Annotated in this window: 16 protein-coding genes; 9 read left to right on the top strand and 7 right to left on the bottom strand. The window is 71.0% G+C overall.

Annotated features, from left to right (window positions below):
- A partial coding sequence (locus tag ACJ73U_RS48135) for a PadR family transcriptional regulator (RefSeq protein ID WP_407784525.1) occupies window positions 1-572 on the bottom strand: 572 nt, incomplete at its 3' end.
- A 41-nt stretch (window positions 573-613) separates the two neighbouring features.
- Between ACJ73U_RS48135 and ACJ73U_RS48130 the strand changes: the two genes are divergently transcribed.
- Window positions 614-1,270 carry a VC0807 family protein gene (locus ACJ73U_RS48130; RefSeq protein ID WP_407784524.1) on the top strand — a complete coding sequence of 219 codons (657 nt, stop codon included), beginning with the start codon at window positions 614-616 and terminating at the stop codon, window positions 1,268-1,270.
- On the opposite strand, the gene ACJ73U_RS48125 is transcribed toward ACJ73U_RS48130, so the two are convergent.
- Both ACJ73U_RS48125 and ACJ73U_RS48120 read right to left on the bottom strand, forming a co-directional pair.
- Entirely contained in the window at window positions 1,242-1,805 is a 564-nt protein-coding gene (locus ACJ73U_RS48125) for a dihydrofolate reductase family protein (protein ID WP_407784523.1), read from the bottom strand. The genes ACJ73U_RS48130 and ACJ73U_RS48125 overlap by 29 nt on opposite strands.
- Entirely contained in the window at window positions 1,784-2,407 is a 624-nt protein-coding gene (locus ACJ73U_RS48120; protein ID WP_407784522.1) for a TetR/AcrR family transcriptional regulator, read from the bottom strand. Before ACJ73U_RS48120 ends, ACJ73U_RS48125 begins: the two co-directional genes overlap by 22 nt.
- A gap of 49 nt (window positions 2,408-2,456) precedes the next feature.
- Here ACJ73U_RS48120 and ACJ73U_RS48115 point away from each other — a divergent pair, with 49 nt between their 5' ends.
- Entirely contained in the window at window positions 2,457-2,780 is a 324-nt protein-coding gene (locus ACJ73U_RS48115) for an antibiotic biosynthesis monooxygenase (protein WP_407784521.1), read from the top strand.
- Here the strand turns inward: ACJ73U_RS48115 and ACJ73U_RS48110 are convergent.
- The gene (locus ACJ73U_RS48110; protein ID WP_407784520.1) at window positions 2,767-3,111 is read right to left on the bottom strand and encodes a hypothetical protein; all 345 of its coding nucleotides are present in this window, start codon (window positions 3,109-3,111) and stop codon (window positions 2,767-2,769) included. The two genes, ACJ73U_RS48115 and ACJ73U_RS48110, sit on opposite strands and share 14 nt — an antisense overlap.
- A gap of 17 nt (window positions 3,112-3,128) precedes the next feature.
- On the opposite strand from ACJ73U_RS48110, the gene ACJ73U_RS48105 reads away from it, so the two are divergent.
- From ACJ73U_RS48105 to ACJ73U_RS48090, 4 genes are all read left to right on the top strand, one after another.
- Window positions 3,129-3,563 (top strand): MarR family winged helix-turn-helix transcriptional regulator, encoded by a 435-nt coding sequence (locus ACJ73U_RS48105; RefSeq protein WP_407784519.1) that lies wholly within the window; start codon window positions 3,129-3,131, stop codon window positions 3,561-3,563.
- Between the two features lie 38 nt (window positions 3,564-3,601).
- Window positions 3,602-4,510, top strand: a complete 909-nt coding sequence (locus ACJ73U_RS48100; RefSeq protein WP_407784518.1) for an NADP-dependent oxidoreductase — start codon at window positions 3,602-3,604, stop codon at window positions 4,508-4,510.
- Window positions 4,511-4,544: 34 nt separating this feature from the next.
- Window positions 4,545-5,399, top strand: coding sequence for a virginiamycin B lyase (locus tag ACJ73U_RS48095; RefSeq protein WP_407784517.1), 855 nt, complete (start codon window positions 4,545-4,547; stop codon window positions 5,397-5,399).
- 140 nt (window positions 5,400-5,539) lie between these two features.
- Window positions 5,540-7,072, top strand: coding sequence for a GMC oxidoreductase (locus ACJ73U_RS48090; protein WP_407784526.1), 1,533 nt, complete (start codon window positions 5,540-5,542; stop codon window positions 7,070-7,072).
- On the opposite strand, the gene ACJ73U_RS48085 is transcribed toward ACJ73U_RS48090, so the two are convergent.
- Together ACJ73U_RS48085 and ACJ73U_RS48080 are read right to left on the bottom strand one after the other, a co-directional pair.
- On the bottom strand, window positions 7,053-7,547 hold the full coding sequence (locus ACJ73U_RS48085) for a carboxymuconolactone decarboxylase family protein (protein WP_407784516.1): 495 nt from the start codon (window positions 7,545-7,547) through the stop codon (window positions 7,053-7,055). The genes ACJ73U_RS48090 and ACJ73U_RS48085 overlap by 20 nt on opposite strands.
- Window positions 7,547-8,614 carry a dihydrodipicolinate reductase gene (locus ACJ73U_RS48080; protein ID WP_407784515.1) on the bottom strand — a complete coding sequence of 356 codons (1,068 nt, stop codon included), beginning with the start codon at window positions 8,612-8,614 and terminating at the stop codon, window positions 7,547-7,549. Before ACJ73U_RS48080 ends, ACJ73U_RS48085 begins: the two co-directional genes overlap by 1 nt.
- A gap of 122 nt (window positions 8,615-8,736) precedes the next feature.
- Here ACJ73U_RS48080 and ACJ73U_RS48075 point away from each other — a divergent pair, with 122 nt between their 5' ends.
- From ACJ73U_RS48075 to ACJ73U_RS48065, 3 genes are all read left to right on the top strand, one after another.
- A complete protein-coding gene (locus ACJ73U_RS48075) occupies window positions 8,737-9,657 on the top strand; it encodes an alpha/beta fold hydrolase (RefSeq protein WP_407784514.1) in 921 nt (306 codons plus the stop codon).
- Entirely contained in the window at window positions 9,573-10,199 is a 627-nt protein-coding gene (locus ACJ73U_RS48070) for an alpha/beta hydrolase (protein ID WP_407784513.1), read from the top strand. Before ACJ73U_RS48075 ends, ACJ73U_RS48070 begins: the two co-directional genes overlap by 85 nt.
- A 177-nt stretch (window positions 10,200-10,376) precedes the next feature.
- On the top strand, window positions 10,377-11,747 hold the full coding sequence (locus ACJ73U_RS48065) for an L-serine ammonia-lyase (protein WP_407784512.1): 1,371 nt from the start codon (window positions 10,377-10,379) through the stop codon (window positions 11,745-11,747).
- Here the strand turns inward: ACJ73U_RS48065 and ACJ73U_RS48060 are convergent.
- Window positions 11,744-12,928 (bottom strand): FAD-dependent oxidoreductase (locus tag ACJ73U_RS48060; RefSeq protein WP_407784511.1); only part of this gene is annotated, 1,185 nt, incomplete at its 5' end. The genes ACJ73U_RS48065 and ACJ73U_RS48060 overlap by 4 nt on opposite strands.

Below are 12,928 nucleotides of genomic sequence, written 5' to 3'. Positions count from 1 at the left end.
TGAGGAGGCCAGGTCAGGGTGCCGTCGGCGATGGCCTGGGTGACCGTGCGGATCCAGGCCAGTTCCGCGGTGGTGACGGACCTGAGGTACTCGTGCTCCAGCAGGTGCAGCCGGGGGACCCCGTAGTCGACCGACGCGGTGATGACCGCGTCCGTGGCCGCCAGTTGGTGTTCCAGCGCCTCGGTCCGGCGTTCCAGCTGCCGGCGCGCGTCCTCCGGGCTCAGCAGGTGCAGGAAGGACACCGCGGCCGGGAAGAGCGGGAACTCCCGTGCCGGCGTGGCCACACCCTCCCGTAGGGCGGTGAGCAGGGCCTCGTGGCCGGTCGGCGTCAGTTCGTAGACGGTGCGTTCCGGATAGGGCGTGTCGCGCTCGACGGCGTGTACGCGGATCAGGTGGTCCCGTGCCAGGCGGTCGATGGCGGCGTGCAGGCCGGACCGGGTGCGTGCGTTCACCACGATGTCGACGCCGCGCTCCTTGATCAACTGCTGCATGCGGTAGGCGTGCATCGGCTGCTCGGCCAGCAGTGCCAGTACCGCGATCGCGACGGGGGAGAGGTGTCCGCTAGCTGCCATAGGACGTACTGTACTAGTCTGTGGTGGACTAGGAGGTTGTGATGTCATCAGTCGCGCAGAAACCCAAGGTCGGCGGCCTGCTGTCGACCCTGCTGGAACTCGCCCTGTCCATCGGTGGTTACTACCTCCTGCGGGCCTTCGGGGTCGGCGTGTTCTGGGCGCTCACGGCGCCGGCCGTCGCCGTCGCCGTGGTGGTCGTGGTGGTCACCGCGCGCCGACGGCGGCTGGACATGATCGGGCTGCTGGTGCTCGTCGAACTGGTCGCGACGCTCACCTTCTCGCTGGTGACGCGGAGCGCGCGCGTGGCCGCCCTTCGCGAGCCGGTCTACGTGCTCGTCGGCGGCGTCTTCTGCCTCGTCACACTTCTCCGCCGGGCACCGCTGACGCACCTCACCACGTCCGCCATGGCGACTTTCGGTGACCCGAAACGGGAACGCGCGTTCGAGTTGGCGTGGCAGGAGGTGCCTCGTTACCGCATGTGGCAGCGGCTGCTCACGACGTCGTTCGGCTCGATCATGGTCGTCGCCGCGGTGGTCAGGGCGTACGTCCTCCTCCGCGCGCCCGACGACCGGCTCGCGGCGGCCGTCGACGTGTCCAACGTCATCGGACTGGTGATGATCGGCGCGCTGGTCGTCACGAGCGCGGTGCTCATCCAGCCGGCCAAGAAGATCATCGAGCGGTTGCTCGAACGGATGTAGCCGCGGGGGTGTAGACGAGGGCAAGGACACCGCTGGCGAACTGGCGTGTCGCGGCCAGGGTCAGCGCCGGGGCGCCGTCCAGTTCCTCGAACAGGTGGTGGCCCCTGCCCACGGCCACGGGCGTGAGCAGCAGGTGGAACTCGTCGATCAGGTTGTGGCGCAACAGGGTCGCGCTCAAGGCGCCGTTGCCGTACTTGAGGATGTCCTTGCCCTGCTGGCTCTTCAGCTCGCTGACGAACTCGACCACGTCGGTGTCGATCACCGTCGCGTTCCAGTCGGCCCTGGTCAGGGTGCGGGACGCGACGTACTTCGGGATCGTGTTCATGCGGGTGACGAGCGGGGTGGGGTCCATCGCGGGGTACGCCGCCGACAGGCCCTCGTAGGTCCTCCTGCCCAGCAGGAGTGCGTCCGCGCCGAGCAGGAGGTCCGTCGAGTACGTGAAATGGTCGTCGTCCAGGTAGGGCATGCCCCATTCGCCGGGGCTGTCGATCTCGCCACCCAGGGAGACGTGGGTCAGTTCGATGAGCTTGCGCACGGGCAACTCTCCTTGAAGCCGTCGAGGAGGAGGTCCGCCACCTGGCTGCCGACGTTCGCGGGGTCGGCGTGGAGGCTGCGGGCGAACCGGGTGACGATGTGCAGTGTGCCGGTGATTGCCTGGGGGAGGAGTTCCGGCGGCAGGTCGGCACGGAGGACGCCCTCGCGCTGCCCACGCTTGACCAGCGCGAACACTGCCTGGTGCATGCGCCGGGCCGGTGATGGCGGGGACGGCCGGTACGCGTCCGCGGGCTTGGGTTGCCACTCCGTGGACACCGCGAGCACGGGGTAGCGCTGGATGATCGCGGCCATCTCGACGATGAGCGCGCGCAGGGCGGCGACCGGGTCGAGGTCGCGGTCCCGCGCGTCGGTGATCACCTGGTGGGCCTGCGCGGCCGCGGCGTCGAAGATGGCCCGGCGGAGGGCGTCGCGGTTGCGGTAGCGGCGGTAGACCGTCAGCCGCACCACGCCGGCCTCGTCGGCGATGTGTTGGATGGTGGCCCGGGGATCCTCGGCCAGCACGCGGGCGGCCGTCCGCAGGATGTGCTCGTCGTTGCGCAGGGCGTCGCTGCGTGCGGCGCGCCGGCGAGGCGGGGAACTCATCCGCTAAGTGTTACACATCAGCCACTTTTAGGCACCTAGCCTGATGGGCGTGCTCATCATCCCCTCGGCCGACCGGCCGGATCTGTTCGCTGTCAACGTCTTCCGCGTCCGTCCCGAGACCCGGCGACAGTTCGTCGACCGCATCCGCGCCGCCGCTGATGCCGCGGACATCGCCGGCCTGCTGTCGATGCACCTGTTGTGCAGCAAGGACGGCACGCACGTCATCAACCACATGCACTGGGCCGGCAAGGAGGCACTCGACCGGGCCGGCGCGCACGACTCCGTGATCGCGGCGACCCGGGTCGCGATACGGCAGTTCATCGAGGGGGCCGGCCCGGTGCCCTACGAGGTCGTCGAGATCAAGCCCGGGTGACCCGGCCGCGTGTGTAGCGCCCGCGTAGCTCGAAGTGTTGCGCGTGCTCGTCGTAGTGGGCGAGTACGGCACGGGCCGCCGGTGGGACGTACGAGGCCGTCGGGTCCGGGCCGGCGAACCGCTCGACCGCGCGCCAGTCGTCGAAGGACATCAGGGTCATGAAGTGTGCCTCGGCCTCGTTCGGCACTCGGCGCAGTACCACCAGCTCGCGCAGGCCGGGGATCTCGCGGGCCATGATCCCGGGCGCGACGGCGCCGGTCAGCAACTCCTCGTAGACGGGCGCGTTCTGCGGAGTGGTCCAGCCGCTCCAGGCTCGGATGAATGACAGCATGCTGCTAAAGTAACATCATGCTGTCAGAAGTGGAAGAGTACCGGCTGCTGATCGCCGACGTGTACGAGCTGGCCGGCCTGTCCCGGCGGACCAGCGAGGACCTGGCGCGCGAGGTCGGGCAGACGGCCGCGCGGTGGCACGTGCTCAGCGTGCTGTCCGACGGCCCGAGGACGGTACCCGCCGCGGCGCGGCGGCTCGGGCTGGCGCCGCAGAGCGTGCAGCGGGTGGCCGGCGACCTCGTCACCAGCGGCCACCTCGAGGCGGTCGACAACCCCGACCACGCGCGCTCGCCGCTCATGCGCCTGACACCACTCGGCCGGGAGACGCTGTCCGAGCTGTTCTCCCGCTCCGACGACGACCGTGCCGCCGTGCTGGCGCGGGCGGGCGTGACGGCCGGCGAGCTGGCGGTGGCACGGGAGGTGCTCCGCAGGCTCACCGGCGCGATGCGGTAGCCCGGCATATCCACGGGCCGGGAGGTGTTGTCGCGAGCATGGCGAAGGCAGTGCGGTTCGACGAGTACGGCGGCCGGGATGTCCTGCGGGTGGTCGACGTGCCGGTTCCGGAGCCGGGCGAGGGCGAGGTGCTGGTCCGGGTCAGGGCCGCCGCGATCAACCCGGGGGAGGCGAAGATCCGCGAGGGTGCGCTGCACCACCTGTGGCCGGCCGCGTTCCCGTCCGGGCAGGGCAGCGACCTGGCCGGCGTCGTGACGGAGCTCGGCTCCGCGGTGGCGGGTTTCGCCGTCGGCGACGAGGTCATCGGCTTCACCGACGCACGCGCCAGCCACGCCGAGTACGTCCTCGTGGACGCCGCGAACCTGACGCCCAGGCCGCCGGCCGTGTCCTGGGAGGTCGCCGGCTCGCTGGCCATCGCCGGGGCCACCGCCTACGCCGCGGTGCGTGCGGTCTCGCCCGGGCCGGGGGAGACGGTCGCGGTGTCCGGCGCGGCCGGGGGAGTCGGGTCGATCGCGGTCCAGTTGGCCAGGCGCACGGGAGCGGAGGTGCTCGGCATCGCCGGGCCGGGCAACCACGAATGGCTGAGGTCGCACGGGGTGAAGCCCGTCGCGTACGGCGACGGCCTGGCGGAGCGGTTGCGCGGCGCCGGAATCGACGCGTTCGTCGACACCCACGGCGACGGCTACGTGGCACTCGCCGTCGAGCTGGGCGTGGCGCCGGAACGGATCGACACGGTCGCCGACTTCCCCGCGGTGGAGAGGTACGGGGTCAGGGCCGAGGGCAGCTCCGTCAAGAGCGCGGCGGTCCTCGCCGAGCTGGCAGGCCTGGTCGCCGCCAGCGAGCTGGAGGTGCCGATCGCGGCAATGTACCCGCTGACCGAGGTCCGCGCGGCCTTCGAGGAGCTCGAGCGCGGCCACACCCGGGGCAAGATCGTTCTGTTTCCCTGACGATCTCCCGTGCGGCACCGGCATAGACTCACCCGTGTCTGTTGTGGAGATTCCCGTTGGCGAGGCAGGGCCCTACGGCATCACGGTCGGCTCCGACGGAGCGGTGTGGTTCACGCAGGTTCGCACCGGGCGGATCGGACGGTTGAGCGGCGAGGAACTCACCTGGCACCAACTGGATCCGTCCGGCGGTCCGTCGCTGCTGACGATCGGACCGGACAGTGCGGTGTGGTTCACCGAGTCGCAGGGCAACCGGATCGGCCGGCTCGCCGGCACCGTCACGAGCTTCGACGCGCCGGGCGGCCCGTTCGGCATCGCGGCGGGGCCCGACGGGGCCATCTGGTTCACGGCCATGCACACCCACCGGGTCGGTCGCCTCACCGTTGCCGGCGAGCTGGCCGAGTTCCCGTTGCCCGAGGGCAGCTTCCCGTCGATGATCGTGGCCGGGCCGGACGGCGCGCTGTGGTTCACCCTCAACCAGGCCAACGCGATCGGGCGGATCACCGTCGACGGCACCGTCACCACCTACCCGCTGCCGACCGCCGACGCCGGCCCGGTCGGCATCACCCGTGGCGGCGACGGCGCGCTGTGGTTCGTCGAGATCCTCGCCGGCCAGGTCGGGAGGATCGCGGTCGACGGGAGCATCACCGAGTTCCCGCTGCCCGACCGGGACGCCCGCCCGCACGCCATCGCCGCGGCGCCGGACGGAACCTGCTGGTTCACCGAGTGGGGCGCGGGCCGCATCGGCCGCATCGGACCCGACGGTGACATCGAGACCCACGTCCTGCCCGACCCGGCGGCCGAGCCACACGGCATCGCCGTCGCGCCCGACGGCACCGTGTGGGTCGCCCTCGAGAAGGGGGCCATCGCGAGAGTTACTCAAAGTAAATAGTGACTTGACCCAGCTTCCTGCGTATAACTTGTTCTAATCCCTGCGCGCGTGAGGAAGCTCTCATGACCGAGACAACGGCGTCTGCAAAGGTTTCCAGCCCACTGACCCGCAGATCGTTCATTGTAGGAACGAGTTCTATTATTGCCACCGCCGCGCTCGCCGGTCGAGCCGCGGCCGCGATCGGGGACGGCGCGCACGTGCCGGTGCTGGTGATCGGCACCGGCTACGGCGGCTCGGTCACGGCGCTGCGACTCGCCCTGGCCGGGGTGGACGTCCAGATGGTCGAGATGGGCATGGCCTGGGACACACCGGGCACCGACGGCAAGATCTTCGCCAACACCAAGAGCCCGGACTACCGCTCGTACTGGCTGCGTACCAGGACGAAGCAGCCGATCAGCAACTTCCTCGGCTTCCCGATCGACAAGGACGTGCCGAAGTACACGGGCATCCTCGACGCCGAGGAGTTCGCCGGCATCCTCGTCTACCAGGGCCGCGGTGTGGGCGGCGGCTCGCTCGTCAACGGCGGCATGGCGGTCACGCCCAAGCGGGAGAACTTCCCGGCGATCCTCCCGTCGGTCAACCCGGACGAGATGTACGCGACGTACTACCCGCGCGCCAACGCCGAGCTGGGCGTCAACACCGTGGACCCGGCGTGGTGGGAGGTCGTCGACTGCTACCAGTACGCCCGCGTCGGCCGCAAGCAGGCGCAGCGGTCCGGCTTCGCGTTCACGCTGGTGCCCAACGTGTACGACATGAACTACATGAAGCAGGAGGCCGCGGGGTCCGTGACCCAGTCGGCGGTCGCCGGGGAGATCCTGTACGGCAACAACTACGGCAAGAAGTCGCTGCAGAAGACCTACCTGGCGAAGGCACGCGCGACCGGGCGCGTGCAGATCTCGACACTGCACCGGGTCACGTCGGTCACCCCGGCCGGGACGAGCTACCGCGTCGTCATCGAGCAGCTCGGCACCGACGGCAGCGTGGCCGCGACCAAGACCGTCCTGGCCGACAAGGTGTTCTTCGCGGCCGGCAGCGTCGGCACGAGCAAGCTGCTGACCAAGCTGAAGGCCACCGGCGCCCTGCCGAACCTCAACGGCGAGATCGGCAAGGGCTGGGGCGACAACGGCAACGTGATGGTCGGCCGCGCCAACCACCTCTGGGACCCGACGGGCTCGGTCCAGACCTCCATCCCGACCGCGGGCATCGACAACTGGACGGCCGGTGGCGCGTTCGCGGAGGTGGCGCCGCTACCGACCGGGATCGAGACGTGGGCGTCGTTCTACCTGTCGATCACAAGGAACCCCAACCGCGCCCAGTTCACCTGGAACGCGGCGGCGAACCGGGTCGACCTGAGCTGGCAGACCGCCTGGAAGCAGGTGGGGATCGACATGGCGAAGACCATCTTCGACAAGATCAACGCGACCGAGGGCACGATCTACCGCACGGACCTGTTCGGCACGTACAAGATCTGGGGCGACCACCTGACGTACCACCCGCTGGGTGGCGTCGTGCTCGACAAGGCGACCGACAACTACGGCCGGCTGCGTGGGTACTCGGGGCTGTACGTGATGGACGGCTCGCTGGTGCCGGGCAACACGAGCGTGAACCCGTTCGTCACGATCACCGCGCTGGCCGAGCGGAACATCGAGCAGATCATCGCCGCTGACCTGTGACCGGCGGCAGCACGCAGGCAGTGTCCAGGCCGAGCACGCGGTTGAGGCGACCGAACGCCAGCCACGAGCCGATGCTCATGGTCAGCTCGACGATCTCGGTCTGGCTGTAGTGCGCGGTGAAGCGCGTCCAGAACTCGTCGTCGAGGTTGTGGTGGTCGGTGGCGTACCGCTCGGCGTACTCGGCGGCCAGGCGGGTGCGCTCGTCGAACGCGTCGGTGGTGCGCCAGTTCGTGACGGCGTCGGCGAAACCCTCCTCGACCTTCTGGCCGTCCCGCTCGGTGCGCCAGTCCTGGCAGAACAGGCACCCGTTGAGCTGCGCGATCCGCAGCCGCGCCGCCTCGAACTCACGCAGCCCCAGCGTGCTGTTCGCGTACACGGCAAGGGAGAACTGGGCCGCCGCGACGCCGATGCCGGGCACCATCTCGCCCCACACGTACCCGATGGGGTCCTTGCCGTCGGGAATGTCTACTCGCATCACGCTCTCCTGAGGTGGCCGGGTCGGATGGGCACGTCCAACGCGTCGTAGAGCCCGGGTTTGGCGTTGGCGAGCCAGGGGATGGCGTTGACGAGCCGTCCCGCGGCGGTGGCGTTCCCACCCGCCGAGCGGTTCTCGCCCTCGTCGGTGGCCTCGACCGTGACCTCGATCCGCGGCCGTCCCTCGATGATCACGCGGTGTGCGCCGGCGCCGCTCGGCGGCCGCGGCCAGTCGGGTGCGCAGGACGGGTGGATGCGCGTCACGTGCTCGATCACGATGCGCGGCTTGCCGCCGACGATGCCCTGCACCTCGAACCGGACCGCCCCCTGGGTTCCCCTGCCGAACTCACCCATCGTCCTCGTGGTCACGTCGGTCTCGAGCGGTCGCCGGTCGAGCGTCTCGCGGATCTCGTCGACCTCGACGTCCAGTGCGCGGGCGATCAGCCGGACCTGCCCGCCCCACACGATGGCCGGCACGCCGGCCATGAGCATCGGTGGCTGGTAGTCCATGGGCTGCCCCATGCCGACGAGGTGGCGGACGGAGTCGGGCTGCTCGTAGGTGGAGTAGTCGAAGATCTCCTGGCAACGTACTGCGTCCACAGTGGACCCCAAGCCGCTGACGAGCACGGGCAGGACGTCGTTGCCCCACCCCGGGTCGACCCCGGAGACGAACAGCGAGCCGCCGCCGTCGGCGATCGCGGCTAGAACAGGTTCTCGAAGTTCCGCCGGTGCGTTGCGCTGGTCGTAGAGCGGGTAGAGCGCGGGGGTGACGACGACCGCGCCCGTCCGCACCGCCCGCACGACGTCGGTGAGCGCGCCGTCGAACCGGACGTCGCCCGAGGCCGCGTACACGACCGCCCGGGGGCCTTCCGCGAGTACGGCGTCCACGTCATCCGTTGCGTGGACCCCGAGTTCGCGTCCGAGGTCGGCGAGCGGGCCGGCGTCGTGCCCGACCTTGGCCGGGTCGTGCACGACCACGGCCGTGAGCGCCAGTCCCGGATGGGCCGCGACGGCCCGGATCGCGGCACGGCCGACGTTGCCCGTGCCCCACACCACCGTGGCTATCATGTCCATGAGGCTAACTGAAACAGGTTGCAGTTCCTAGCGTGCGGGTGGTGGGGCTGGCCCCACCACGGTTGCTGCGGCCAGCCGGATGTCTCGCCGTGCGGAGGACCGGAACCCTTGCCCTCATGCGGAAAATCATCCTCGTCACCGGCCTTGCCGCCGCGTTGGTCGCGACGCCCGCCGCCGCCGAGAACGACCGAAGAGCCGGGCCGAGCCTGGACTGGGGTGCCTGCCCAAGCACGCCCGGCGTGGTGCTGGACCCGAGGCAGGAATGCGCGACCCTGCGAGTACCACTGGACTACGGCAAGCCCGGCGGTGAGCGGATCTCGCTGGCCGTGTCGCGGATCAGCACGGCCGCGGCCGGCACGCGCAGGGGCGTGCTCCTGCTGATCCCCGGCGGCCCCGGCGGTGCGGGCCTCGCCCGGCCGACCACGCAGGGACTCCGGCTCCCGCGGTCGGTCCTGGACCGGTACGACCTCATCGGCTTCGACCCGCGCGGGGTCGGCGCCAGCACACCCGTCTCCTGCGGCTTCGACCCGCGGGACCTCGACCCGGTCGCGTTCCTGCCGTGGCCGGGGCCGGGCGGCGACGTCACCGAGTCCACCGAACGGGCCCGCAGGATGGCGGACGCGTGCGTGCGCGACGGCGGCCCGCTGGTCCGGCACATCAGCACCCGCGACGAGGCCAGGGACATCGACCGCATCCGGCAGGCGCTGGGGGAGCCGCGCCTGTCCTACTGGGGTACCTCCTACGGCACCTATGCCGGTGCCGTCTACGCGACGATGTTCCCGTCGCACACGGACCGGGTCGTGCTGGACAGCAACGACGACCCCGACCCGCGGCTCGTCGCACGCGGCTGGCAGGCGAACTTCGCGCTCGGCGCCGAGGACCGGTTCCCGGACTTCGCCGCGTGGGCCGCCGCCCGTGCCGGGGAGTACGGCCTGGCACCACACCCGAGGAGGTGCGGTCCACGTACCTCCGCCTCACGAGCGCCCTCGACGAGCACCCGAGGCCGGACCTCACCGGCAACACACTGCGCGCGCTGATGTTCAACACGCTCTACGCGGACGCGGCGTTCCCCCAGCTGGCGGTGTTCCTCCGCGCGGCGAACACCGGTGCGCCGGCCCCGCCCGTCCCGTCACCGCCACCCGGCTTCGCGAACCAGGTAGCGGTGCAGACCGCCACCGCCTGCAACGACGTCGCGTGGCCGGGCCCGGCGCACGACTACGCGGGTGACGTCGCCCGCGACCGGGCGGCCCACCCGCTGACCGCGGGCATGCCGGCGAACATCCGGCCCTGCGCGTTCTGGCCGTACCGCCCCGCCGAGCCGGCCACCCGGATCACGTCCCACGGCCCGCCGAACGTCCTGATGGTGCAGAACCGCCGCGATCCCGCGACCCCGCTGGCCGGGGCGCTGCGCCTGCGCGCCGCCCTCGGCCACCGCGCCCGGATGGTCGTCGTGGACTCCGGCGGCCACGACGCCTACCTGCAGAACGGCAACCCCTGCGGCGACGCCACGGTGACCGCCTTCCTGACCGACGGCACCCGCCCGAATCACCCGATCGTGACCTGCGGCGCGACGGAGTGAACGAGGTGCGCTGACGCCCCTGTTCGAGTTGCCGATCGGCGGCCCTGGCGGTAGGACAGTGGAGCGGGTCGGGGGCGGACCGGCCGGACCCCGAGTGGGCCGGCCGGTCCGGCGTCCCCGCCTCCCGCCGGCGGCGACCTACCATGGCCGGGTAGGCGCGCCCGGCACGGAGGTCTGATGGCGATCAGTGTGTTCGACCTGTTCTCTGTCGGCATCGGACCGTCGAGTTCACACACCGTCGGGCCCATGCGGGCCGCGCGGACCTTCGTCACCGGGCTCGCCGACGACGGGCTGCTCCCCGACGTCGCCACCGTCCGGGCCGAGCTGTTCGGCTCGCTCGGCGCGACCGGGCACGGGCACGGCAGTGGGCCCGCCGTCCTCCTGGGGCTCGAGGGTGAGCAGCCCGAGACCGTCGACACCGGATCGGTCGCCGAGCGCGTCGAGAAGATCAGGACCACGCGCCGGCTGCGGCTCCTCGGCCGGCACGAGATCGACTTCGACGACGACTCGCTCGTGCTCCACCGCCGGCGCAGCCTGCCGTTTCACCCGAACGGGATGACCTTCGCGGCCTTCGACCACGCCGGCACCCCGCTGCGGACCCGCACCTACTACTCCGTCGGCGGCGGCTTCGTCGTCGACGAGACCGCCCAGGGCGCCGACCGGATCAAGGTCGACGACACGCCCGTCCCGTACCCGTTCCGCACCGGCGACGAGCTGCTCGCGCACTGCCGCGGCACCGGGCTGGCGGTGAGCGAGATCATGCTGGCCAACGAGACCGCGTGGCGGCCGGCGGACGAGGTCAGGAAGGGGCTGTCCCACATCTGGGACGTCATGCAGGAGTGCGTGCGCCGCGGCCACACCCAGGACGGCACGCTGCCGGGCGGTCTGAAGGTCCGCCGCCGCGCACGCGAGATGTACGAGCACCTGTCGTCCGACCCGTTCTCCACCGACCCGCTGCGCGTCATGGACTGGGTGAACCTGTTCGCACTGGCGGTGAACGAGGAGAACGCCTCCGGTGGACGGGTGGTGACCGCGCCCACGAACGGGGCGGCCGGCATCATCCCGGCGGTACTGCACTACTACGCACGGTTCGTGCCCGGCGCCACCGAGGAGGGTGCCGTCCGGTTCCTCCTGACCGCCGGCGCGATCGGCGTGATCTACAAGGAGACCGCGTCGATCTCCGGCGCCGAGGTCGGCTGCCAGGGCGAGGTCGGCTCGGCGTGTTCGATGGCCGCCGGCGCCCTGTGCGAGGTGCTGGGCGGCACGCCGGAGCAGGTCGAGAACGCCGCCGAGATCGGCATGGAGCACAACCTGGGCCTGACCTGCGACCCCGTCGGCGGCCTCGTGCAGATCCCGTGCATCGAGCGCAACGCGATGGGGTCCGTGAAGGCGATCAACGCCGCGCGGATGGCCCTGCGCGGCGACGGCACCCACGTGGTCACCCTCGACAAGGTGATCAAGACGATGCGCGAGACCGGCGCGGACATGAAGGTCAAGTACAAGGAAACGGCCCGCGGCGGCCTCGCGGTGAACGTCATCGAGTGCTAGCGGCGGGCGAACGCCGGGGCGTGCTCCGGCCGCAGGCCGTGGCCCACGACATAGGCCGGGATCCGGCGGAACCACGGGAACCGCCGCATGACGCGCACCGGCAGCGGCAGCCTGGTGGCACGCGCGATCTCGATCTTGCCGGCCAGCGCCGGTCGCAGCACCCGCGCGTGCAGGAACCGTTGCAGACCCTGGACGAGGAGGGTCGGCAGCAGCCGTCGCCGCTGCACCTTCGCCAGGTCGCGGGTGCTGACCGTGCCGTGCCGCAGCGGTGCGGCCAGCAGCCGGGCGGCGGCCACCGCGTCCTGCACCGCCAGGTTGATGCCGACGCCACCGACGGGTGACATCGCGTGTGCGGCGTCGCCGATGCACAGCAGGCCGTCCTGGTACCAGTGGGGGAGCCGGTCGACCCGCACGTCGAGCAGCTTCACGTCGTCCCAGGACCGCACGGCGTCCACCCGGTCCGCCAGCCACGGCGCCAGCTCGGCGATCTCCGCGACCATGCTCGACACCGGTTGCTCGCGCTGCTCGGCGTCCGAGCCCTTGCGGATCAGCGTCGCGCACTGCCAGTAGTCGCCGCGGTCCAGCATGACGATCGCACGCGTGCTGCTCACCAGGCCGACGATGCCCTTGGGGTCGTTCTCCTCGCGTGGCAGCCGGAACCACCACACGTCCATCGGTGTGGGGAAGTCCAGCACCCGCAGGTTCGCCGCCTTCCGCAGCGCCGAGTGACGGCCGTCCGCGGCGACCGTCAGGTCCGCGTGGATCTCACCGACGTCACCGTCCGTCGTCCGGTACCTCACGCCGACCACCCGACCGTGCTCCCGCACCAGGTCGAATGCCTCGGTCTCCATGCGGAGCGTGAACGTCGGCTCCTGCTTCGCGGCGTCGGCCAGCAGGTCGAGCAGGTCCCACTGCGGCACCATCGCGATGTAGTTGTGCGGGCCCTTCAGCTGCGTGAAGTCGCCGAACTGCACGATGCCCGCCGCCGTCGGCAACCCGACCTGCTGGACGTGGCGCTGCGGCAGCTTCGCGAACTCGGCACCCAGCCCCAGCTCGTCGAGCAGGTCGAGGGTGGTCGGGTGCACGGTGTCGCCGCGGAAGTCCCGCAGGAAGTCGGCGTGCTTCTCCAGCACGGTCACGGACAGGCCGGCCCGCAGGAGCAGCACCGCCAGCATCATCCC

Source organism: Actinophytocola sp. (assembly GCF_045807065.1).
Classification (GTDB): domain Bacteria; phylum Actinomycetota; class Actinomycetes; order Mycobacteriales; family Pseudonocardiaceae; genus Actinophytocola.
Note: the sequence above shows the minus strand (reverse complement) of the source record. Positions and strands in the feature narration are given on the sequence as shown.